This is a genomic window from Acinetobacter sp. (genome assembly GCF_049284435.1).
Classification (GTDB): Bacteria; Pseudomonadota; Gammaproteobacteria; order Pseudomonadales; family Moraxellaceae; genus Acinetobacter.
On sequence record NZ_JBAPXX010000043.1, the window covers coordinates 19,993 to 41,270 of the forward strand.

The window sequence follows — 21,278 nt, forward strand, 5'->3', positions numbered from 1 at the left end:
CATGAACTTCACAATGTCTTTTTCTGAGCTTATGCCTCTAGCACCTGTGATGATCGTGTCGTTAACTGCGATCGTCGTGATGTTGCTGACCGCAATCAAGCGTAACCATAATCTGGTGGCTACCACCACGGTGATTGGTTTAAACCTTGCTGCGTTCTATATCATTTTCGTTTTGTTGGCGGGCGTATTTGCACCTGCCAACGTGATGAATCTGTTCATCGTAGATCCATTTACGATGCTGTACCAGTTTGTGATTTTGATTGCTGCACTTGCATGTGCAACGCTATCTCACGCGTATATCGAAACCTATAAAGATAACCGTGAAGAGCTGTATATCCTGATGCTGACATCCGTTGCGGGTGCCATGCTGATGGTGGCTAGCTCACACTATGCATCATTCTTTATCAGCCTTGAGTTGATGTCGATTCCTGTATATGGCTTGTTGGCATATACACATCAACGTTCTCAATCGCTTGAAGCGGGTGTGAAATATCTGGTGCTTTCAGCAACTGCATCTGCAATGCTGCTCATGGGTATGGCATATATTTATGCATATACAGGTACTTTAAGTTTCGTTGCTGAACCGGGCAAACTGTTTACTGTATTCAGTCAACCGGCTGTCGTGATTGGTCTGGCTTTAATTGTATTTGCTGTGGCATTTAAATTATCGCTTGCACCATTCCACAAATGGACACCAGACGTTTACGCTGGTGCGCCAGCGCCAATCGCGACTTTCCTTGCGACTGTTGCAAAAGTGGCTATGATCGGTCTGTTTGTTCGTTATGCATTGTCTTCAGGCCTAATCCTGGCAGACAGCTTTGTAACGATCATTTCGATTATTGCGGTTCTGTCTATCCTTGCTGGTAACTTGCTGGCAGTTCGCCAGGTGAACTTGAAACGTATCCTGGCATACTCTTCAATTGCACACTTTGGTTATTTGCTGGTTGCCATCGTAAGTTCACGTAATACGGATTTCTTACAAGTTCAAGGTTTCGCGACTTTTGAAAGTGTAAACGTCTACGTGATTACTTATGTATTGACCACGATCGGTGCGTTCGGTGTCGTTACGCTGATGTCTAGTCCGTATAACAATACGGATGAAGCGGGTAGTCTGGCTGAATACCGTGGTTTGTTCTGGCGCCGTCCAGTATTGACTGCTGTATTGACTGTGATGATGCTGTCTCTTGCAGGTATTCCTTTAACTGCCGGCTTTATCGGTAAGTTCCTGGTGATTAAAACTGCAGTTGCAGGCGAAGCCTGGTTCCTGACTGCAATGGTGATTCTAGGTTCTGGTATCGGTCTGTACTACTACCTGCGTGTGATGGTTGTGCTTTACATGACACCACCTGAAACACCACGTCTAGATGCGGTGAATCATTGGGGTCAAAAAGTGGGTGGTATCATGGTACTTCTTGCTGCGCTTGCGGTACTTGTGATCGGTGTCTACCCAGATCCAGTGATTGCAGTATCTAAATATGCATTCTTTGCCATGTCACCTGAATTGCAACAGTTCATTTTCACTTTGGTTCAAAGTGGTTTTAACTAATATCTGCAAAGATTGACGTTATTACAAAAAAGCCTCCATGATTGGGGGCTTTTTTATTTATACAAATCAATAAAAGCCTTTATAATAGCAGAAATTTATCTTTAACCTTTTAGGTGTTCTCCCGTGGCAATCCATGAAATCCGTCATCCACTCATTCGACATAAGCTTGGTTTACTCCGTCGTGCAGATATCAGTACCAAGAATTTCCGTGAGTTAGCTCAAGAAGTGACCATGCTTCTAACTTATGAAGCAACTAAAGACCTGCCAATGGTTGAACATGACATTGATGGCTGGAATGGTGCTGTTACAGTTGACCGTATTGCGGGTAAAAAAATCACGGTTGTGCCAATTCTACGTGCCGGTATTGGCATGCTTGACGGTTTCCTGAACCTGATTCCAAGTGCAAAAGTATCGGTACTTGGTTTAGAGCGTGATGAAGAAACGCTGGAAGCACGTACCTATTATAAAAAGCTGGTTCCAGACGTACAAAACCGTATCGCGATGATCATTGATCCAATGTTGGCGACAGGTTCTTCTTTAGTGGCTGCAATTGATGTACTGAAAGCCAGCGGCTGTAAAGACATTCGTGTGATGGTTCTGGTTGCTGCACCAGAAGGTATTAAACGTGTAGAAGCTGTGCATCCGGATGTCGTGATTTTTACTGCCTCTATCGATAATGGCTTAAATGAAAATGGTTATATCGTTCCAGGTCTTGGCGATGCTGGCGATAAAATCTTTGGTTCAGTTCAAAAAGACTAATTTTTGAATATGATGAAAAAAGGGGCTACTACAGCCTCTTTTTTATATAATGTAGACAGGGCATTTTCAGGATAGGACAATAGCATGAAAGATGAATTGTATCAGGGCAAAATCAAACAGTATGACCCTGCCAAAGGTTTCGGTTTTATTGGCTGTGCTGAGGGAGATGTATTCTTCCATATTTCAGACTTCCCTGCGGCAGAAGGCGAACCAAAACGCAATGAACGCGTGAAATTTAATGTTGTTGAAAATGGCGACAAATATAAAGCGATCAAGATTGAACGTGTCGAAGACAACTCAAAGAAAGCTAAAAAAACCAAAGTGGCGACACACAATAAATCGATTACATCGGCACTGTTAAACAACTTCCGTGGTTAATGGATTATTCTCATACTTAATCCTTTTTTGATCACATTTAAAAAGAGGCTTTCGAGCCTCTTTTTATAGGGCCACCACTTACATATTCAAAGAGACAGACAACATATAAAAATCCACCAAACAGCAACAATGCTGAACATTTCCTTTGGCTTAGAATACAAATTAAATGAATTCTATAGAGATAGATGTCATGTTTACGGATGGAAAAATTAAAACTTACGATTCCGAACGTGGTATGGGTATTTTGGAGTTGATAGGGGAGGCTCAAGAGTTAAGTTTCAAGTTACAGGATTTACCTTCGCCTGAAATTGAGCCACAAATTGGAGAGCGGCTTAAATTTAGAATCATTCCCCAACAAGAAAGCATGACCTTAGACAACATGGTACGTCTGGATATTAAAGTGCAGGATGAATCTGTGCCAGAAGTCGTCGCCTTGCAATCCTTGGCACCCACAGTCCCCGTTCCGGTACGTAATTCACTTTTCTTTAGTCCGACCCTTTGGCTGGCTCTGGTATCAGCTGTTGGCTTTATGGTTTTTGGCGAAGTATAAATAAAAAAGAAATTTTAATTTTTTACTTTTAACTTGGGATCTATTCTTCTGTCATAAGATGCACTTCTAGTTTTTGTATTTCTGCTTTAGAGAATTTTACAAAAGATTTTCAGTTTCTTTTTGATTACAATCATAAAAAATATTAAAGATAAGAGCGAATTATGTTTCAAGAGGGGAAAATCAAAACCTATAACGAAGATCGTGGTTTTGGTTTTATTCAGATCGAAGGGCAATCTAAAGATTTATTTTTTCACGTCAAAGACTTTCCCAATAAAAATATTCCGCCAAGAATTGGGGAAAAATTAAAGTTTTTAATTGTGGAAGATAATGGAAAATTTAAGGCAGACCATATTGTTCGATTGGATATTAAAACAACAATTTCTGCTGTGCAAAATAATGATCTACATGGAGATATTGAAACCAAAGCTTCTCCACGTTATGAAAAGACAAAATCATCAACTACATCAAAAATAATCACAATATCAGGACTGGTGATTATTGTGATTCTTGCTGGTCTTGTTTATAACAAATACCAAAGCTACCAAGTTCAAAAACAGCAAAAGCTGGAAGAACTGGTGGTAGAGCAGCAACGAATTGTCGCTGAACAGCGAGCAGCGCAAGGTGATCTACCTATGCAAGGATTATCGGAGCAGGGTAGGAAGAACCTAGAAAATCAAGGCACTGAGTTAAGAAGCCAACCCATTAATCCGAAAACTTCAGAAACGGCTTCGCCATCTGTATCTCAATTTAAATGCGATGGTCGAGAGCACTGTGGTCAGATGCGTTCTTATGAGGAAGCATTATTTTTTATTCGTAACTGTCCGAATACTAAAATGGATGGTGACGGTGATGGGATACCATGTGAAAGTCAGTTTTGATGAATCATAAAAAAAGCACCTTAAGGTGCTTTTAATATTTTAGCTTTCACAAAAATTCATAAAGGCTCTCAGACCTGGACCCTGATATTTCTGGCGATGTACCAGCATGAACAGAGGACGAGTCAGCGACCAGAATGGTGTATCCAAAATCACCAGTTGACCTTTTTCACGTAAAGGCTCAATCGCAAGTTTGGAAATACAGGACATACCGATTCCGCCCGCTACGATTTTTAAAATCGCTTCATTATGACCGAGTGTTAGACGGATATTGGTATCCGGCACATCTTTTAAAATGGCATTGTCAAACACTTCACGGGTACCTGAACCTTCTTCACGCAAAATCCATTCTACAGATTTGAAATCTTCCGCGGTTAGTTTACGGTTTAATTGCGCAAGAGGATGATCCGGTGCACAGCATACGGCCAGCTCATCATCACGCCAATGGATACATTGTAGCTGTGGCAGATGACAGGAACCTTCAATTAAGGCAAGATCCAGCTGGAACTGATTCACCGCTTCAATCATTTGGCGGGTATTACCGACTTGAAGCTGTAAATGTGCTTGCGGCTTGATTTTCAAGAAATCGGCCATCAGGTCAGGAATCAGGTAATCTGAGATCGTCAGGGTTGCGCCTAAACGTAAATCGATACTTTGAAGCTCACCTTTAGCGACTTGTTCAAAAGATTCACAACGACCTAAGATTTCCAGGGCTTGAGGGAGAAGAAAGCGCCCCAGGTCATTCAGCTGTAAACGTTTGCCTAGACGGTCAAATAGTGGAGCACCCAGACCATCTTCCAGATCTGCTAAAGCCATACTAGCCGCACTTTGTGTAAGCTTGACGGCATCGCTAGCCTTCGTTACGGTACCCTCTTGTGCCACTGCTACAAAAACAGCCAATTGGCGTAAAGTCATGCGCATGAGTAGAGCCTTAACATTTAAAAAATATTAATAAATTATGTTGCCATGCTACCATGAGCACAGTCTTTCATGCCACGTTGAAATCATGTCAATTGAAAAATTTACCCGAGAAAAAGTTTTATCTGTACACCGTTGGACCAATACATTATTTAGTTTTACGATGACACGCCCGGCACATTTCAAATTCACTGCAGGGCAGTTTGCGCGTATTGGTTTACAAGTGGGGGATGAACTGGTGGTTCGTGCCTATTCGGTGGTGTCATCTCCTTTTGATGAAACTCTGGAGTTTTTCTCGATTGTCGTTCCAGAAGGTAAATTTACCTCCAATTTACAGCACCTCAAAGTAGGGGATGAGCTGCATCTGGAAAAAATTCCTTATGGTTATCTGACTCTGGCACGTTATCAATTGCCTTTGCCTAAAGACCTATGGTTACTGGGTACCGGCACGGGTCTGGCACCGTTTATCTGCATGTTGCAAGACTTTGAAACCTGGAGCAAATACGAAAAAATCAATCTGGTTTATAGTGTGCACACCCGGGCAGAACTCGCTTATGTGGACCGGATTCAGGAAATCGCCGAGACCTTTGGCGAAGGGCATACCGGTTTTAAATTTATCCCGATTATTACCCGTGAGCCTGATGCACCTTTGCACGACCGTTTACCGATTTTGATTGCCAATGGTGAACTGGAAAAGGCAGCGGGTCTAACGCTTAATCCTGAAACAACGCATGTCATGCTTTGTGGTAACCCGGATATGGTCGATGATACCAAAGAAGCTTTAAAAGCCCGTGGCCTGACCATGAACCGTCGTGGTGAAGGCAATATCGCGGTCGAGAATTACTGGTAAGGCTGAATCGCTCCTCGTCAAAAGCTCATCCTGGGATGAGCTTTTTTGTGAATGATCCTATTTAAGGACGATAGCTTAGTGCAGAATCTTGTTCAGGAATTGCTGGGCACGTTCACCACGCGGGGTATTGAAGAAGTCATCTTTAGTACAATCTTCCACAATTTTGCCCTGATCCATAAAGATGACCCGATTTGCTACCTGTCGGGCAAAGCCCATTTCATGGGTGACACACATCATGGTCATGCCTTCTTTGGCCAGCCCCACCATGACATCCAGTACTTCATTGATCATTTCAGGATCCAGAGCAGATGTCGGTTCATCAAATAACATGGCAACCGGATCCATACTCAATGCACGGGCAATGGCGACCCGTTGCTGTTGACCACCCGAGAGTTGTGCCGGATATTTATTGGCTTGCGCGCTTAAGCCGACACGATCCAGATAGGCGAGACCTTTCTGTTTGGCCTCAGTTTCAGAACGACCTAATACTTTGATTTGTGCAATGCTCAGGTTTTCCATAATGCTGAGATGCGGAAATAGCTCAAAATGCTGAAAGACCATGCCCACGCGGCTTCGTAGTTTATTTAAATTGGTTTTCGGATCATTAATTTTAATCCCATCGACCAGAATATTTCCTTGCTGTACTGGCTCCAGTCCATTCACGGTTTTAATCAGGGTAGATTTTCCTGAGCCTGAAGGACCGCATACCACGACCACTTCACCTTGCCGAATCTGCGTTGTGCAGTCGGTCAGTACCTGAAAATCCTTATACCATTTGCTGACATGCTGGAGGTCAATCATGACTTTGGCTTCGCTCATACAGTTAACCTCTGTTGTAATTTTTTCACGATATAGGTAGCGATCATGCTGACGATGAAATACACCAAACCGGCAAAAATAATATATTGAGTCAGTAAAGACATCAGGTCACCCCGGACATAATTGGTACGGAAAAAGTCCAGCAGGCCAATGGCATAGACCATGGTCGAGTCCTGAAACAGAATAATGGTCTGTTGTAATAACAGCGGTGTCATCTTACGAAAAGCCTGAGGCAGCACAATCAGCCGCATGGACTGACCATAACTCATGCCCAGTGCAGAGGCGGCATCGGTTTGTCCCTTGGGAATGGACTGAATCCCGGCACGGACAATTTCGGAAAAATAGGCCGCTTCAAACAGCATAAAGGCCACAATACTGGAGACCAGTGCCGTATCCATGGTCAGGTAGTTTCCAGTTACCCCGGTATAGATAAAGGGCACAGCGAAATAGAACCACATCAGCACTAGTAACAGGGGAATGGAACGAAACAGATTCACATAGCCTTTGGCAATCCAGTTCAATACCCGGATTGAAGACAGCCGCATCAAAGCAAGCAAGGTACCAATCAAAACTCCGCCAACGGTGGCAAAACATAGGACCTTTAAAGTGATACTGAAACCATGCCAGAGGGCCGGTGCCGATAACTGTAAATCCTGAAAAAATGCAGTGAGCCATTCCATTATTTCGCTCCTGCAATCAGACCAGGCACCTGAAAGCGCTTTTCTAGGAAGTTCATTAAGCCTATTAAGCAGACATTAATCAGGATAAAAATTAGGGTGACGTAGGTATAAATCTCGATGGTATTTTGGGTATATTCACTGATGGTTTTCATCTGTGAAATGATTTCTGCAACCCCGACCAATGAAGCCACCGAGGTATTCTTGACGCAGTTGGTCAGTTCCGAACTAAGCGGTGGCAAGATCATACGAAACGACTGCGGTAAAATCACATAGCGGTATAATTGTGTGGTACTAAAACCCATGGCATAGCCCGCATTGACCTGCCCGGGTGGGATGGCTTCAATCCCGGTACGCACCTGTTCACAGACCCGCGCTGCAGTAAATAGTCCCAAGCCGATACTGGCGGAAATCAGCGCCGTAGTGTTGGCTCCCAAATCATTGATCCACCAGTTGTGAATGCTGTCCGGTAGAAAGTCGGGCACCACATAAAACCAGATAAATAACTGGATGAGTAAAGGTATATTACGGAAAATGGTGACGTAAGTAGTCCCAATTGCTCGAGCCGTAGGACTAGGTAAAGTCCGCAAGATGCCCAGAAGACTACCCAGGAGCATGGCAATCGACCAGGCCACAATCGCAATCACGGCCAACCAGCCGATGCCGGTCATGATCCAGTTGAGATAGGTGCTATCGCCAATCCCGGTTGGTTGTGATAAGACACCCCAATTCCAGCTGTAATTCATCGCAACTCCAACAAATATGCTCAGGCAGATCATGTCCAAGCAAGGTGGATAAGATTCAGAACTTATTGATCACGGTCATGCGGGTTACTAATCAAGCCTTTTAAGTCATCTGACATGGCAAAGTTCAGGTTGATATTTTTCGGTGGAATGGGCGACTGGAACCATTTTTTATACATATTGTTGATTTCACCAGAGCTATACGTGGCTTTAATCGCATCATCGACCACCTGCTTAAATTCGGTGTCGCCTTTACGCAGCATACAGCCGTAAATTTCATTGATTGGCGCGGTCCCGACAATCTGCCATTGCTCCGGATTTTTAGCTTTGGATTTTTCTCCGGCCAGCAGAATATCATCCATCATAAAGGCGGCGGCACGGCCACTTTGTAGCATTAAAAAAGATTCTGCATGATCTTTGGCGGAAATGATTTCACCAATGCCCAATTCTTTTTCATGCTGACGGATGTAACGTTCCGATGTGGTGCCGGCCGTGGTCACCAGCTTTTTGCCTTTTAGGTCGCTAAAGTCCTTAATCCCAGAATTGGTCGCGGTTAACAGGCGGGAACCGACTTCAAAGAAGCCGACTGAAAAAGCGACCTGTTGCTGACGTTCCTTATTGTTAGTCGTCGAGCCACATTCCAGATCGACTGTGCCGTTGGAGACTAAAGGAATCCGGTTCTGGCTGGTCACCAGGTTATAACGGATTTTCAAGTCAGGAAGATTCAGCTTCTGTTTGACGGCCTCGACCACTTTCAGTTGCAGGTCATGCGCATAGCCAACCGGCTGATTCGGGTTGTCGGCAATATAGGAAAATGGAATCGAGGAGTCGCGATAACCTAGAACAATGGTGCCGGACTGTTTGATTTTATTCAGTGTGCCGGAAGCATTCTCGCCACTTTGCTGATTATTTGGCGCCTGATTATCACTACAGGCACTCAGTCCCAAGGTCAGGGCGCTGGCACACAGCAGCGTGGCGAACTGATATTTTGATTTCATCGTAAAACTCCATTTTTCAATTATTATGCTTGAGCCGGTTTCTAGTGCTGAGACGGTATTGGGATTATTGCTATAAAGTCTAAGTGCTCGTTTATATTCATCTTAGGTGATAAATCCAGCATGACTCAAGCTGAATTTATTGCTGAAATGTTACTGAATCAGCAAAGAAAATCTGCTGATAAATGGCTTCATACAAATAGATAAAGGGATTAAGCTAAAAAGATGAAAAAAGAATAAGCTATAAAAAAACCTCCATTGCGGAGGTTTTTTCGATTCAAGCTTAATGCACAAACATATCCATGGATTCACGGATTTCCTGAATGGCTGTTTCGACGTCGGGGCTGAGCCAGGTCGGTTCAAAGAATCCGGCATAGTGCTCAATACGGTCTGCAGGCACCACCAGGCGAACCGGACAGTCTTCTTCCAATAAGCGCCATGGAATAATCGGCACTTCATTATCCAGCCATGCCGTTACATCTCGAATATCGATAATCATCGCATTGACACAGTCCGGAAAAGGCATCACGGAAAATTCTTCGGTACGACGACGGAAATATTCCAGATCTTGCCAGCGAAGCAGGAAGCTTGGCTTGCTAAATTCAATAATTCCAATCAGATGCTGATCACGGCTGTAGTGCAGCGTACATTGATGTGTGACGTCAGTATCAAGATCAAGCGATACACTTTGTTGACGATACGCCATATAACTCGGGTGTATAAATGAGAAGGTGGATAATTATAACGCATTTCATCGCTGAAAGGCAGCGTCTCAACCGTCTTCACTAAAGCCTGCGGAACTGGTATGGCTTATGCATATCTTCAGGAAACAACGATAAAAACAACGAGGTTGCTATGTCAGAGTCAAAAAGTGTGATTGATACCAGTGTGACTGAAACAGCAGTACAAGAAGATTATTTTGCCTTGCGCCAGCTCAAGAAAGGCGCCTTAGGTTGGCTGCTTCTCGTCGGTCTGGGGGTGGCTTATGTGATTTCCGGTGACTTCGCCGGTTGGAATTTCGGTCTGGCACAGGCGGGTTGGGGAGGCATGTTTATTGCGACCATTGTAGTGGCATTTATGTATCTGTGTATGTGCTTGGCCATGTCCGAAATGTCGACCATGCTGCCGACTGCGGGTGGGGGTTACAGTTTTGCCCGGACTGCTTTTGGTCCCTTTGGCGGTTATCTGACCGGGAGTGCCATCCTGATTGAGTATGCCATCGCACCAGCGGCGATTGCCTGTTTCATTGGGGCCTATTGTGAGGCCTTGTTTGGTATTGGTGGCTGGATCATTTATCTGGTGAGCTATCTGGTCTTTATGGGCTTGCATCTGAAAGGTGCCGGTGAGGCACTCAAAATCATGTTCGTCATTACCGCAATTGCTGCGGTTGCCTTGATGGTGTTCATCTTTGGCATGTTGCCTCATTTTAATAGTGCAAACCTGTTTGATATTGCAGTCAGTACGGAAGCGGCGGGTGCAAGCAGTTTCCTGCCATTGGGTTATCTGGGAATTTGGGCAGCAGTACCTTATGCGATCTGGTTTTTTCTGGCAGTTGAAGGTGTCCCGCTGGCAGCCGAGGAGGCCAAAGAGCCAGCCAAATCCTTGCCACGTGGCCTGATTGGTTCCATGCTGATTCTGGCATTTTTTGCCCTGAGTATCTTGTTGCTCGGTCCTGGGGCAGCAGGTGCAAATACACTTAAAGATTCTGGTGCACCGCTGGTGGATGCCTTGGTGGCGGTCTATGGTGCCAATACCTGGATGGCGAGTTTTGTGAATTTTGTCGGGCTGGCAGGTCTGATTGCCAGTTTCTTCTCGATTATTTATGCCTATTCCCGTCAAATTTTTGCCCTCTCACGTGCCGGCTATTTACCGAAAAAACTGTCCTTGACCAACAGCAATCATGCACCTTATTTGGCCATCATTATTCCCGGGATTATTGGCTTCCTGCTGTCCCTTTCAGGTGAAGGTGATCTGCTGATTCTGATGGCGGTCTTTGGTGCCACTATTTCCTATGTTTTGATGATGATGTCTTATATCAAACTGAAACTGTCTCGACCGAATCTGGTACGTCCTTATCAGGCACCGGGCGGCATTGTCACGGCATCTATTGCTTTAGTGCTTGCAGCCATTGCAGTGGTGGCAGGCTTCTTGGTCGATCCAAAAGTCTGGTTAATGGCAGCTGCCATTTACGTGGCACTGATTCTCTATTTCCTGCTGTATAGCCGTCATCATCTGGTGGCCGGTACGCCAGAAGAAGAATTTGCCCGTATTGAAGCGGCAGAAAAGGAATTGAAATAAACCATCTTGCAGGGAGAACACGCTTATGTTGTATCAGATCAATGTGGCCAGTCAGCATTATGTCTTTGAGGATTTAAAAACCCTGCTGGCCAAGGCCACTCCTGAACGTTCTGGCGATCAGCTGGCAGGGATTGCGGCCCATGATGCAACCGAGCGGGTCGCTGCACAAATGTGTCTGGCAGAGGTGCCGTTACAACAATTTTTGCATGAAGCTGTAACTCCCTATGAGGTGGATGAAATCACCCGTCTGATCATGGATGAACATGATGCTGATGCCTTTTATCCGATCTCGCATTTTACTGTCGGAGATTTCCGTAACTGGCTACTCAGTGCAGATGCCACCACAGAAAAACTTGCTGCTTTAAAAATGGGCTTGATTCCGGAAATGGTGGCAGCTGTCAGCAAAATCATGCGCAATCAGGATCTGATTCTGGTGGCGAAAAAATGCCGCGTGGTGACGCGGTTTAGAAATACCATTGGGCTGGAAGGACATCTTTCTACCCGCTTGCAGCCGAACCATCCGACTGATGATCTGATGGGCATTTCTGCATCCATTCTGGATGGACTGATGTACGGCAATGGTGATGCGGTCATCGGGATTAATCCGGCCACAGATAATCTGCAGAACCTGACTGAACTGCTCAAACTGCTTGATCACGTTATTCAGGAATATGAGATACCGACTCAATCTTGTGTTTTGACCCATATTACTTCCGGCATTCAGCTGGCAAATAAAAATGTTCCGATTGATCTGATGTTTCAGTCTATTGCGGGAACCGAAAAAGCCAATACTGGTTTCGGCATCAATCTGGCGCTGTTACAGGAAGGTTATGAGGCGACCTTAAGTCTGCAACGCGGCACCGTGGGCCAAAACGTGATGTATTTTGAAACCGGACAGGGCAGTGCCTTATCCAGCAATGGCCATCATGGCGTGGATCAACAGACCCTGGAAGCGCGTGCCTACGCCGTGGCGCGTAAGTTTAATCCCTTGCTGGTCAATACTGTAGTCGGCTTTATCGGGCCGGAATATCTGTATAACGGCAAGCAGATTATCCGGGCCGGGCTGGAAGATCATTTCTGTGGCAAGTTGCTCGGTGTGCCAATGGGCTGTGATATTTGCTACACCAATCATGCCGATGCCGATCAGGATGATATGGATGTACTACTGACCTTGCTTGCCAATGCCGGACTGAATTTTATCATGGGTATTCCCGGTTCAGATGATGTGATGCTGAATTATCAGACGACATCCTTTCATGATGCTCTCTACATCCGGCAGTTACTGGGATTAAAACCGGCACCCGAATTTGACCACTGGTTGGAGCAGCAGGGAATTTTGGCGCAACAGTCCAATCAGCTGCACTGGCCGACCGAGCTACCAAAGCAATTTTCACGTCTGATCTTGTCTTGAGGAAGTACTATGAAACTGATTGCCAATGTGAAATTTGAGTCCCAATTAAAGGATAATCCCTGGCAGAAATTGAAAGCTTTTACTGATGCACGGATTGCCTTAGGCCGAACTGGGGGCAGCTTGCCGACTCGACCAAGTCTGGAATTTCAACTGGCGCATGCTCAGGCCAAAGATGCGGTACTGAAGCTACTCGATGTTGACTCCTTAAAAGCTGGCTTAACTAAAAGTGGACTGCCCGTTCTGGAAATTGACAGCCAAGCTTTGGAAAATGATCTTTATCTGAAGCGTCCTGATCTGGGACGGGTTCTTTCAGAGCAGTCCAAAACCGTGTTGCAGCAATACCGAACCGAACATCAGCAACCTTTGGATGTGGTCATTATTTTAGGAGATGGGCTGTCGGCACGTGCCATTGAGGAAAATGCACCTTATTTTGTTCCAGCCTTGATAGATGCTTGCAAAGAGGAAGGCTGGCAGATTGCCCCCTTAGTGATTGCCCGTGGCAGTCGTGTAGCACTGGGCGATGAAGTGGCAGAAATTTTACAGGCTAAAATGCTGGTCATGCTGATTGGCGAGCGGCCGGGTTTGAGCTCACCGGACAGTATGGGAATTTACTACACTTATAATGCTTTTAAAGGCTGTCATGATGCCTTGCGTAACTGTATTTCCAATGTCCGTCCTGCGGGCTTGGCCTATCCAATTGCCATCCAGCGACTGATGGCATTGATGCATAAATCCTGCGAGTTACAGCTTTCAGGGGTGCAGTTGAAAGATGAACACCAAACCCCAGTTGACATGCAACATAGCCCGGCCAAACGGCTATTTTAAAGCAGCATCCAGCAGAGAATTCTGATGGATTAGTGACTTACATCCCGTCACCATCTCACCATGTTTTGTCACAGAAGCCCTATTCACAGCTTGTTATTCTAAAAATCTACTTATGAATAACAAAGAGTGAGGATGGTTATGGTCGATGATTTCAATAAAAAGCCACCTTTAAATCATCAGGCAGACGTGACGCAAAAAAAACGGATTCCTGTTTATATCTTGATTTTGGTCGGTATTTTTTTACTCGCACTACTATTCTATATGTTTGCTGACATCAATCCAGATGCGAATGATGCGCCTGCTGGGCATCCAAATCCAAATGTACAGCCTGCTACCCCAAATAATTCGACGCCAGTCGGTGAGCCTACACAAGGTACCGCCACCATGAATGATGGAACGGAAGCTACAGCAACCGTGGGTGATGGCACAGAAGCAACAGCAACTGCGACTGATGGACAGGCGACTCAATAACTGAAAATACCTGAAAAGCTCTAGTGAACCACTGGGGCTTTTTTGCAATGGATGGTGATGTTTTAAGGTAGTGCCATCTACCTGGCTTGAGTCTGAAAACATCAAATCTAATATGAATCCGGAAGAAGAAGGGGTTGATTGTTTCAGGGAGATGCCCCCGATTTCAGATAAATAGCTTAATAACAAAGAGGGTAGAACAACATGAATGATTATATGAGAAGCCCGCGAGGAGGCTTCGATGCCATGTACTACTGGGATCAGTTCCATCCCATTCTTAGTGCAATTGCCATATTAGTAATTGGCTGGATCATTGCGTTACTGGTCTCGGCAGGCGTTAAAAAGCTCTTGCAGAAACTGGATACCAACACACATTTAAATACGGCGACAGGTCATCACTCCAATGTGGAGAGCATTATCGCCCGCGTCGTGTTCTGGATTATTCTGATTATTGCCGTGATTGGTGCGCTGAACGTACTTAATCTTACCAGTGTCAGCGGTCCGTTCAGTAATATGATCCAGCAGTTCCTGTTATTTATCCCGCAGTTACTAGGTGCAATTGCAGTCGGATTCATAGGTTGGATTGTGGCCAATCTGGTCAAGATAGGGCTACAAAAGCTGCTGGACCGAACGCAACTCGATGAAAAACTCAGTGCGGAAGTTGGTGTCAGCCCGATTAGCCAAAACATCAGTGAAATTGCTTACTGGTTAATTTTATTACTGTTCTTGCCAATCGTGCTGTCTATTCTGGGTCTAAACGGTCTGTTGTTACCAGTTCAGAATATGTTGACCGATGTGGTGAGTTACTTACCAAATATCTTCATTGCTGCAGTCATCATTTTTGTCGGTTATATCCTAGCGAAAATTGTGCGCGGTATTGTTGAAGGACTATTAAACAGTCTGAATGTACAGCAACATGCTGAAAAAGTAGGCATCTTCAAAAACTCGAATGTTTCTCAGGTGATTGGTTCATTTATCTTTGCCGTCGTGATCATTACTGCACTGATCATTGCATTTGAAGCATTGGGTATTGAGGCCATTTCTCAGCCTGCTACAGCCATGCTGTATGAAATCATGAATGCCATTCCGAATATCATCGCTGCTGCGTTGATTCTGATTCTGGCGTATGTGGTTTCTAAACTGGTAGCACGTCTGGTGGTTGAAGTGGTCGCCGGTACAGGTGTTGATGAAATTCCTGCCAAACTGGATATCCAGCGTTTTTTAGGCACGACTAAACTTTCCAGTGTAGTCGGTTTCCTGATCGTTTTATTCACCATGCTATTTGCGGTATCTGAAGCAGCGAATCGTCTTGGCTTTGAACAGATCAGTGGTCTGATTGCAATGTTCATCTACTTCGGTGCCAACATCCTGCTTGGTGCGGTAATTCTGGTGATCGGTTTCTGGCTGGCAAATATCGTTGCGAATATCGTACAACGTGGTGAATATAATAGCTCACGCTGGTTAGCGAATCTGGTTCGTGTCCTGATCATGGGACTGGTTGTGGCAATGGGTCTGCGTGCCATGGGTATTGCCGATTCAATTGTTAACCTGGCATTTGGTTTAACCTTGGGTGCTGTAGCAGTGGCATTTGCCTTGGCATTTGGTCTGGGTGGTCGTCAACCTGCGGAGCGTGTACTCACAGATTTGATTGATAAAGCCAAACGAGAGGCCAAAGAACCCAATCCAGTCAAAGAAAAAGCTGAGAACAGCATATTTTCTGGATTAGGTGGCAAGACCACAGGTACAAGTGCAACCGACATGTCAGGGACTACAGGTGCGGCGATGGGCGTGACTTCTACAGATAGCTCAATGAGCCAGTCCTCTGGTGGATCGCAAACTGTTACGGGTACTAGCGATTCTTCGATCACAACTCCAGGAGCAGGCATCGTGCCAAATCAGGATTCAGACAAGAGTACGCTTATGAGTACGGATTTATCCCATACTACCCCGGCAATCCTTACAACTGCACCGCAGGATGACGAATCATTGGGTATTGATCCGGTCAATCCGGATGCAGATCAAGCCGTACCGGATTCACTAAAAGTCGATCCGACTCATCCGCCAGTCAATAATCCATTTGGTTCAACTGGAGAAAAAGAGCCGAATGTCGATATTGATCGTTCTACTCAGAAAAAAGATGACCTGAAATAACCTGTTATCTTTAAGCAAAATCGACCACGCTCATGTGGTCGATTTTGTTTAGTCATAAGGAAAAATGAATGAATACCAAAAAACCTAACAAAGTTCTGGCTCCTTTAGTTATTGCAGGAATTACGATTGGCTTTTTTACCGCTGCCTATCGATTTATTTTTGTGAAGAGCAAACAGGACGAGCAGTCTGAGCGAGGGCTGGATAAGAAAATACCAGAGACAGACGAATTTAACTGAGAAGACAATCCTGCTCAGTCACTAGTAATAGAATTTATTTTTTAAAAAATATAGAATATTCAAATGAATACTAAAATAATTTTGGTATTTTTCTTGCATTAAAAATATAAAGAAAAGGAGATCAACAATATGTGGAAAGCACTGCAACATAAATTCATGGCATCTTCAGCAGATAACTTGCCGCTATGTCTGCGAGAAGCGCAAAAAATGCAGCTGACGATTGACCGTTTAACAAATACGGCCAATCTCAACCTGTTTAAAACAGACTATCTGGAATGAGTTAAGTAGCAATCCAGATTATCTATTGATTAAATATATTCCGATGCGGCATGTGCCGATGACCATGCCCATTGGAAGTTATAGCCGCCTAAATGTCCGGTGACATCCAGTACTTCACCAATAAAATACAAGCCTTTCTGCTTTTTACTTTCCATGGTTTTTGAGGATATTTCCGTGGTGTCTACACCACCCAAAGTCACCTCCGCTGTACGGTAGCCCTCAGTTCCTGAAGGTTTCACTTCAAAGCCATGCAGACGTGCCGCAATCTGTTCCAGCTTGTCATCACTGATATTACCAATGGCAGTTTCAGCGCTTTCAGTCCAGATCAGACTTTGTAATTCAGCCACCACACTTTTCGGTAAATATTCATTCAGTAGTGTGCGTAACAAGACTTTGGGCTGACTTTGTTTTTTCGTTTTAAAGAAATCCAGTAAATCTACGCTCGGTAAGAAATCGACCTTAAAGCTCTGACCGACATTCCAGTAATTGGAAAGTTGCAGGGAACTTGGCCCACTCAAACCGCGATGGGTAAACAGTAGTGCTTCGGTAAAACTATTAAGCTCATTGGAGAGTGTTGCTTCTACGGCATTTCCGCTTAAGCGCGTGGTGACTTCTTTAAATCCGTCAGAGAAGGTAAATGGAACCAGTCCGGCACGGGTTGGATAGACGTGATGTCCAAACTGTTTTGCAATCTCATAGCCAATGCCTGAACCGCCAAGCGTAGGAATCGATAAACCACCGGATGCCACGACTACAGATTCAACTTCAAAATATCCCAGTGAGGTCGCCACCTGAAAGCCTTGATCATCGACTGGATTGACTGCTTTCACTTCGCAGCTGGTTTTAATATCAACCAGACCAGTTTTGTCACATTCCGCCAGTAGCATAGACAAGATATCTTTTGCACCATTTAAGGTAAACAGCTGTCCATGTTTGCGCTCTTCATAATCAATACCATATTCACAAACCAAGCCGATAAAGTCCCAGTTGGTATAACGCGTTAAAGCTGAAATCACAAAATGTGGATTGTGTGAAATATAATTGCTCGGTTCGACTTCCAGATTGGTGAAATTACATTTACCACCGCCAGACATCAGGATTTTTTTGCCAATCTTATTGGCTTTTTCCACCACCACGACTTTGCGCCCACGTTGCGCAGCCATATACGCCGTCATTAAACCTGAGGCGCCGGCGCCTATGACTAGAACATCGTATTGCTTGGAAGACATCACACACTCAAGGGAGAAGAAAAGGGAAGCATTATAGACAATTTTATTTCAGCTTTCTCTATTCCAGAAAAATCAGTTCCGTGATTGCAGATTTGCAGTGGATTTTAAACATAAAATATTTGAAAGCTGTTTAAAACTCATGCATAGTTTTTGTACAAACTAAAAACATAATAACAAGGAAAAGCGAATGGCAAGCGCGGAAGATTTAAAACAATATAATCTCATTACGTATGTTCTTTATATTTTAGGATTTTTTCTTGGTCTTACCCCATTTATTGCGATTGTGATGAATTATATCAAGCGTGATGAAATGCGCGGAACCTGGCTGGAAAGTCATGTCGACTGGCAAATTAAAACCTTCTGGATCAGTTTGCTGGGTTATATCGTCGGTGGCTTATTAACTGTGATCTTGATTGGCTTCCTGATCGTATTTCTGGTCTTTATCTGGCATATCTACCGCTTGGTCAAAGGGTTAATTGCCTTAAATAACAATCAACCGATTCAAGCTTAAGTTGCTATAAAATCAAAGGAAATATTACGGCCTTGCAGACCACCACTATGAATTACCAGCAGTTTTGATCCAGCCGGAAAATAATTTTTCTCAATCAAATCAAAAATCCCCATCAACATTTTAGCGGTATAGACCTGCTCCAGTGGAATCATAAATTCGGCTTCAAAATCCCGGATAAACTGCATCAAGGCTGCACTGGTTTTGGCATAGCCACCACAGCAATAATCATCAAGAATGTTCCAGTTGGTTTTTTTCGTTAGTTGGGCGACTTCATCTTTTAAAAATGAACCTTTCAGCGCAGAAAATCCCAAAAGCTGTTGATGAGCATGACTAGCCTTAATCAAACCTGTAATCGTTCCGCCAGTGCCTACTGCACAACAAATGACATCAAATTGCGCATCGCCATATTTTAATATCTCCTGACAACCTTGAATCGCTAAAGCATTGGTTCCACCTTCAGGAATAATATAATGATTAGGAAATTGTCGAGCGAGTTCAGTTAAATACTCAAGCTGTTGCTTGCGCCGATATTCATCACGACTGACGAAATGCAATTGCATCCCGAATTGTTGGGCGGTGGCGAGCGTTGGATTCAATGGTCGATCAGCCAGTTCCTCACCCCGAATCACTCCAACACTCTGAAAACCAAACTGCTGTGCGGCAAATGCAGTAGCGGCAATATGATTGGAATAAGCACCTCCAAAACTCAGAATATGCTGATAACCCTGTCTTTTTGCTTCAAGAAAATTGTATTTCAGTTTAAAAAACTTATTGCCCGAAATTTGCGGATGCACCAGATCCAGACGACGTATTGTTAAAGTAATATCGTGAAAATTAATCTGTTGATCTAGAATATTTTGAGCAATGGTTTCGAACATAAAAGCTAACCAATTTCATGATTGAGGCATTATAGTGGAAGTACTAAAAATCAGAGCTTTTCAATAAGCCATTATTCGCTGAGAGCTATGGAATTGGTTGTAGATTGTCACAAATATTCTGCTGATTATTTAAACAATAATGCTAATCTAAACATAGGAAACCCTGAGGAGGGTAGAATAATGAAAATATTATCCTATGCTGTATTGGTCGGCATGCTGCTCAGTCTGTCGGGCTGTGATGATGCGATGAATAAGCCTAAAACAGAAACCCGTACCATGATAATTGGTGGTGTACCTGTATATGAGCAGGATTATAAACTGCTAGACAAACATTTGAGTGCTCAGGATCAGTTGAAACCTTAAGTAATTGCAATAGTTAAAATTAGTGACAAATCCAGAAATTTTTACAGCAAATCGTCAGGTTTTTGCTTAAAATAGCCCTTCAATTTTTAAGTCAGGTTATCTCGTGGAATCATTCTGGATTTTAGGTTCGATTGCTTTTGCCCTGATGTTAGGTGCAATGAGCCCCGGGCCGACTTCTATTTATGTAGCAAAAAATTCAATTGCCATTTCACGTAAACACGGTTTATTTACTGCATTGGGTACTGGTCTCGGTGCAGCGATTTTTGGTCTGCTGGCGGTTCTCGGTTTACAGGCATTTTTACTGGCAGTACCTTCGGCTTATCTGGCCTTAAAAATTTGTGGTGGTTTATATTTACTTTGGCTGGCTTTTAAAATTATTAAACATGCCAAAGATCCGATTGAAGCGGATACAACCATTAGCAAACAGATGTCTTTACGCCGTGCTTTTACCACCGGTTTAATCACACAGTTGTCCAATCCAAAAATTGCAATTGTGCTAGCCAGTATTTTTACCGCGTTATTGCCCAAAGAAATTCCAACGTATTTTTATTTTGTTTTGCCAATTCTATGTTTCTTTATTGATGCTGGCTGGTGTTCACTGGTCGCAGTTGCACTTTCTGCGGAAAAGCCACGTCGTGTTTATTTGAAGTTTAAGGCTTTGTTTGACCGCGCAGCAGGCGCAGTTATGACGGTACTTGGCTTAAAACTGATCTTTGGGATGAAATAAATAAAAAACAAAATATTAAAAATTTTGTTTAATTTTTGTTTAATCGTTTACTAATATTGTTATTATTCCTTGATTTTTAAACTATTAAATATCAGAGGGATGATATGTCTAATAAAAGATTGTTAATTGCTGCTTTTGGGTGTTTGACGTTTACTGCCTGTTCTACTACAGAGACTTCTAAAACGATTCAAGCTCCACAAGTAACCGCTGCGACTGCGACTGCGACTGTTAAATATAATGGTGTTAAAACTCCGGTATCAATTGGTAAGTTTGATAACCGTTCGAGTTATATGCGAGGTATTTTTTCAGACAATGTTGATCGTTTGGGTGGTCAAGCTAAGACTATTTTAGAAACACATTTACAGCAATCTGGTTATTTTTCTGTCCTTAATCGAGATAACTTGTCTGAACTTCAACAAGAGTCTGGCTTTAATAAAACATCACAATCTATTAAAGGTGCACGTTATGTACTTACAGGTGATGTATCTGAATTTGGCCGTAAAGAAGTTGGTGATCATCAATTTTTTGGTGTATTGGGCCGTGGTAAAACTCAAATTGCTTATGCCAAGGTAAATTTAAATATTGTAGATGTAAAAACAGCTGAAGTAGTTCATTCCGTTCAAGGAGCAGGTGAGTATGCACTGAGTGAGCGAGAAGTGCTAGGTTTTGGTTCATCAGCTTCTTATGATTCAACACTTAATGGGAAAGTTTTAGATTTGGCTGTACGTGAAGCAGTGAATAATCTTGTACTCGATATTCAAACCAATAAATGGTCTAACAAATAATAGGTTT

At 43.7% G+C, this 21,278-nt stretch carries 25 protein-coding genes; 17 read left to right on the top strand and 8 right to left on the bottom strand.

Annotation, left to right across the window (positions count from 1 at the left end; all coding sequences use genetic code 11):
- Position 1: 1 nt before the first annotated feature.
- The 5 genes from nuoN to WAK81_RS03325 all read left to right on the top strand — a co-directional run bounded on the left by nuoN (position 2) and on the right by WAK81_RS03325 (position 4,111).
- Positions 2 to 1,546 (top strand): NADH-quinone oxidoreductase subunit NuoN, encoded by a 1,545-nt coding sequence (nuoN, locus tag WAK81_RS03305; protein ID WP_004645875.1) that lies wholly within the window; start codon positions 2 to 4, stop codon positions 1,544 to 1,546.
- A 123-nt stretch (positions 1,547 to 1,669) separates the two neighbouring features.
- Positions 1,670 to 2,305 carry a uracil phosphoribosyltransferase gene (upp, locus tag WAK81_RS03310; RefSeq protein ID WP_422195669.1) on the top strand — a complete coding sequence of 212 codons (636 nt, stop codon included), beginning with the start codon at positions 1,670 to 1,672 and terminating at the stop codon, positions 2,303 to 2,305.
- A gap of 84 nt (positions 2,306 to 2,389) precedes the next feature.
- Positions 2,390 to 2,683, top strand: coding sequence for a cold shock domain-containing protein (locus WAK81_RS03315; protein WP_004732065.1), 294 nt, complete (start codon positions 2,390 to 2,392; stop codon positions 2,681 to 2,683).
- A gap of 190 nt (positions 2,684 to 2,873) precedes the next feature.
- Positions 2,874 to 3,233 (top strand): hypothetical protein, encoded by a 360-nt coding sequence (locus WAK81_RS03320; protein WP_422195670.1) that lies wholly within the window; start codon positions 2,874 to 2,876, stop codon positions 3,231 to 3,233.
- Positions 3,234 to 3,394: 161 nt separating this feature from the next.
- Positions 3,395 to 4,111: a cold shock domain-containing protein gene (locus tag WAK81_RS03325; protein WP_422195671.1), complete on the top strand. Its 717-nt coding sequence runs from the start codon at positions 3,395 to 3,397 to the stop codon at positions 4,109 to 4,111.
- Between the two features lie 39 nt (positions 4,112 to 4,150).
- On the opposite strand, the gene gigC is transcribed toward WAK81_RS03325, so the two are convergent.
- On the bottom strand, positions 4,151 to 5,029 hold the full coding sequence (gene gigC, locus WAK81_RS03330; RefSeq protein WP_422195672.1) for a LysR family transcriptional regulator GigC: 879 nt from the start codon (positions 5,027 to 5,029) through the stop codon (positions 4,151 to 4,153).
- 85 nt (positions 5,030 to 5,114) lie between these two features.
- On the opposite strand from gigC, the gene WAK81_RS03335 reads away from it, so the two are divergent.
- Positions 5,115 to 5,876 (top strand): ferredoxin--NADP reductase, encoded by a 762-nt coding sequence (locus WAK81_RS03335; protein WP_422195673.1) that lies wholly within the window; start codon positions 5,115 to 5,117, stop codon positions 5,874 to 5,876.
- Positions 5,877 to 5,951: 75 nt separating this feature from the next.
- Here WAK81_RS03335 and WAK81_RS03340 read toward each other — a convergent pair whose 3' ends face one another.
- From WAK81_RS03340 to WAK81_RS03360, 5 genes are all read right to left on the bottom strand, one after another.
- Positions 5,952 to 6,677, bottom strand: a complete 726-nt coding sequence (locus tag WAK81_RS03340) for an amino acid ABC transporter ATP-binding protein (protein ID WP_422195711.1) — start codon at positions 6,675 to 6,677, stop codon at positions 5,952 to 5,954.
- Positions 6,678 to 6,691: 14 nt separating this feature from the next.
- Positions 6,692 to 7,375 carry an ABC transporter permease subunit gene (locus WAK81_RS03345; RefSeq protein WP_422195674.1) on the bottom strand — a complete coding sequence of 228 codons (684 nt, stop codon included), beginning with the start codon at positions 7,373 to 7,375 and terminating at the stop codon, positions 6,692 to 6,694.
- The gene (locus WAK81_RS03350) at positions 7,375 to 8,118 is read right to left on the bottom strand and encodes an amino acid ABC transporter permease (protein ID WP_422195675.1); all 744 of its coding nucleotides are present in this window, start codon (positions 8,116 to 8,118) and stop codon (positions 7,375 to 7,377) included. Before WAK81_RS03350 ends, WAK81_RS03345 begins: the two co-directional genes overlap by 1 nt.
- A 62-nt stretch (positions 8,119 to 8,180) precedes the next feature.
- A complete protein-coding gene (locus WAK81_RS03355) occupies positions 8,181 to 9,113 on the bottom strand; it encodes a transporter substrate-binding domain-containing protein (RefSeq protein ID WP_422195676.1) in 933 nt (310 codons plus the stop codon).
- Between the two features lie 280 nt (positions 9,114 to 9,393).
- Positions 9,394 to 9,816: a hypothetical protein gene (locus tag WAK81_RS03360; protein WP_004280758.1), complete on the bottom strand. Its 423-nt coding sequence runs from the start codon at positions 9,814 to 9,816 to the stop codon at positions 9,394 to 9,396.
- A gap of 149 nt (positions 9,817 to 9,965) precedes the next feature.
- On the opposite strand from WAK81_RS03360, the gene eat reads away from it, so the two are divergent.
- The 7 genes from eat (at position 9,966) to WAK81_RS03395 (ending at position 16,778) form a co-directional block, all read left to right on the top strand.
- Positions 9,966 to 11,408, top strand: coding sequence for an ethanolamine permease (gene eat / locus WAK81_RS03365; protein WP_422195677.1), 1,443 nt, complete (start codon positions 9,966 to 9,968; stop codon positions 11,406 to 11,408).
- Positions 11,409 to 11,433: 25 nt separating this feature from the next.
- The gene (locus WAK81_RS03370; RefSeq protein WP_422195678.1) at positions 11,434 to 12,819 is read left to right on the top strand and encodes an ethanolamine ammonia-lyase subunit EutB; all 1,386 of its coding nucleotides are present in this window, start codon (positions 11,434 to 11,436) and stop codon (positions 12,817 to 12,819) included.
- A gap of 9 nt (positions 12,820 to 12,828) precedes the next feature.
- Positions 12,829 to 13,644, top strand: a complete 816-nt coding sequence (gene eutC, locus WAK81_RS03375; RefSeq protein WP_422195679.1) for an ethanolamine ammonia-lyase subunit EutC — start codon at positions 12,829 to 12,831, stop codon at positions 13,642 to 13,644.
- A 138-nt stretch (positions 13,645 to 13,782) separates the two neighbouring features.
- Positions 13,783 to 14,115, top strand: coding sequence for a hypothetical protein (locus WAK81_RS03380; RefSeq protein ID WP_422195680.1), 333 nt, complete (start codon positions 13,783 to 13,785; stop codon positions 14,113 to 14,115).
- A gap of 201 nt (positions 14,116 to 14,316) precedes the next feature.
- On the top strand, positions 14,317 to 16,263 hold the full coding sequence (locus WAK81_RS03385) for a mechanosensitive ion channel (RefSeq protein ID WP_422195681.1): 1,947 nt from the start codon (positions 14,317 to 14,319) through the stop codon (positions 16,261 to 16,263).
- A gap of 68 nt (positions 16,264 to 16,331) precedes the next feature.
- On the top strand, positions 16,332 to 16,499 hold the full coding sequence (locus WAK81_RS03390; protein ID WP_422195682.1) for a hypothetical protein: 168 nt from the start codon (positions 16,332 to 16,334) through the stop codon (positions 16,497 to 16,499).
- A gap of 129 nt (positions 16,500 to 16,628) precedes the next feature.
- Entirely contained in the window at positions 16,629 to 16,778 is a 150-nt protein-coding gene (locus WAK81_RS03395; protein ID WP_422195683.1) for a hypothetical protein, read from the top strand.
- A 29-nt stretch (positions 16,779 to 16,807) separates the two neighbouring features.
- Here the strand turns inward: WAK81_RS03395 and WAK81_RS03400 are convergent, their stop codons facing one another.
- Positions 16,808 to 18,007, bottom strand: coding sequence for an NAD(P)/FAD-dependent oxidoreductase (locus WAK81_RS03400; protein ID WP_422195684.1), 1,200 nt, complete (start codon positions 18,005 to 18,007; stop codon positions 16,808 to 16,810).
- 187 nt (positions 18,008 to 18,194) lie between these two features.
- Here WAK81_RS03400 and WAK81_RS03405 point away from each other — a divergent pair, with 187 nt between their 5' ends.
- The gene (locus WAK81_RS03405; protein ID WP_422195685.1) at positions 18,195 to 18,518 is read left to right on the top strand and encodes a DUF4870 family protein; all 324 of its coding nucleotides are present in this window, start codon (positions 18,195 to 18,197) and stop codon (positions 18,516 to 18,518) included.
- Here WAK81_RS03405 and WAK81_RS03410 read toward each other — a convergent pair.
- Complete coding sequence (locus WAK81_RS03410) at positions 18,515 to 19,396, bottom strand: 1-aminocyclopropane-1-carboxylate deaminase/D-cysteine desulfhydrase (protein WP_422195686.1); 882 nt, start codon at positions 19,394 to 19,396, stop codon at positions 18,515 to 18,517. The two genes, WAK81_RS03405 and WAK81_RS03410, sit on opposite strands and share 4 nt — an antisense overlap.
- Positions 19,397 to 19,576: 180 nt before the next feature.
- Between WAK81_RS03410 and WAK81_RS03415 the strand changes: the two genes are divergently transcribed.
- The 3 genes from WAK81_RS03415 (at position 19,577) to WAK81_RS03425 (ending at position 21,271) form a co-directional block, all read left to right on the top strand.
- A complete protein-coding gene (locus WAK81_RS03415; RefSeq protein ID WP_422195687.1) occupies positions 19,577 to 19,759 on the top strand; it encodes an NF038215 family lipoprotein in 183 nt (60 codons plus the stop codon).
- A gap of 103 nt (positions 19,760 to 19,862) precedes the next feature.
- Complete coding sequence (locus tag WAK81_RS03420; RefSeq protein WP_004732032.1) at positions 19,863 to 20,486, top strand: LysE family translocator; 624 nt, start codon at positions 19,863 to 19,865, stop codon at positions 20,484 to 20,486.
- Between the two features lie 104 nt (positions 20,487 to 20,590).
- Positions 20,591 to 21,271, top strand: a complete 681-nt coding sequence (locus WAK81_RS03425) for a CsgG/HfaB family protein (RefSeq protein WP_422195688.1) — start codon at positions 20,591 to 20,593, stop codon at positions 21,269 to 21,271.
- The last annotated feature ends 7 nt before the right edge of the window (positions 21,272 to 21,278 follow it).

Coding starts and splice junctions, on each gene's coding strand:
- nuoN (WP_004645875.1), top strand. CDS start 2: ATGAACTTCACAATGTCTTTTTCTGAGCTTATGCCTCTAGCACCTGTG.
- WAK81_RS03315 (WP_004732065.1), top strand. CDS start 2,390: ATGAAAGATGAATTGTATCAGGGCAAAATCAAACAGTATGACCCTGCC.
- WAK81_RS03320 (WP_422195670.1), top strand. CDS start 2,874: ATGTTTACGGATGGAAAAATTAAAACTTACGATTCCGAACGTGGTATG.
- WAK81_RS03325 (WP_422195671.1), top strand. CDS start 3,395: ATGTTTCAAGAGGGGAAAATCAAAACCTATAACGAAGATCGTGGTTTT.
- gigC (WP_422195672.1), bottom strand. CDS start 5,029: ATGCGCATGACTTTACGCCAATTGGCTGTTTTTGTAGCAGTGGCACAA.
- WAK81_RS03335 (WP_422195673.1), top strand. CDS start 5,115: ATGTCAATTGAAAAATTTACCCGAGAAAAAGTTTTATCTGTACACCGT.
- WAK81_RS03340 (WP_422195711.1), bottom strand. CDS start 6,677: ATGATTGACCTCCAGCATGTCAGCAAATGGTATAAGGATTTTCAGGTA.
- WAK81_RS03345 (WP_422195674.1), bottom strand. CDS start 7,375: ATGGAATGGCTCACTGCATTTTTTCAGGATTTACAGTTATCGGCACCG.
- WAK81_RS03350 (WP_422195675.1), bottom strand. CDS start 8,118: ATGAATTACAGCTGGAATTGGGGTGTCTTATCACAACCAACCGGGATT.
- WAK81_RS03355 (WP_422195676.1), bottom strand. CDS start 9,113: ATGAAATCAAAATATCAGTTCGCCACGCTGCTGTGTGCCAGCGCCCTG.
- WAK81_RS03360 (WP_004280758.1), bottom strand. CDS start 9,816: ATGGCGTATCGTCAACAAAGTGTATCGCTTGATCTTGATACTGACGTC.
- eat (WP_422195677.1), top strand. CDS start 9,966: ATGTCAGAGTCAAAAAGTGTGATTGATACCAGTGTGACTGAAACAGCA.
- WAK81_RS03370 (WP_422195678.1), top strand. CDS start 11,434: ATGTTGTATCAGATCAATGTGGCCAGTCAGCATTATGTCTTTGAGGAT.
- eutC (WP_422195679.1), top strand. CDS start 12,829: ATGAAACTGATTGCCAATGTGAAATTTGAGTCCCAATTAAAGGATAAT.
- WAK81_RS03380 (WP_422195680.1), top strand. CDS start 13,783: ATGGTCGATGATTTCAATAAAAAGCCACCTTTAAATCATCAGGCAGAC.
- WAK81_RS03385 (WP_422195681.1), top strand. CDS start 14,317: ATGAATGATTATATGAGAAGCCCGCGAGGAGGCTTCGATGCCATGTAC.
- WAK81_RS03390 (WP_422195682.1), top strand. CDS start 16,332: ATGAATACCAAAAAACCTAACAAAGTTCTGGCTCCTTTAGTTATTGCA.
- WAK81_RS03395 (WP_422195683.1), top strand. CDS start 16,629: ATGTGGAAAGCACTGCAACATAAATTCATGGCATCTTCAGCAGATAAC.
- WAK81_RS03400 (WP_422195684.1), bottom strand. CDS start 18,007: ATGTCTTCCAAGCAATACGATGTTCTAGTCATAGGCGCCGGCGCCTCA.
- WAK81_RS03405 (WP_422195685.1), top strand. CDS start 18,195: ATGGCAAGCGCGGAAGATTTAAAACAATATAATCTCATTACGTATGTT.
- WAK81_RS03410 (WP_422195686.1), bottom strand. CDS start 19,396: ATGTTCGAAACCATTGCTCAAAATATTCTAGATCAACAGATTAATTTT.
- WAK81_RS03415 (WP_422195687.1), top strand. CDS start 19,577: ATGAAAATATTATCCTATGCTGTATTGGTCGGCATGCTGCTCAGTCTG.
- WAK81_RS03425 (WP_422195688.1), top strand. CDS start 20,591: ATGTCTAATAAAAGATTGTTAATTGCTGCTTTTGGGTGTTTGACGTTT.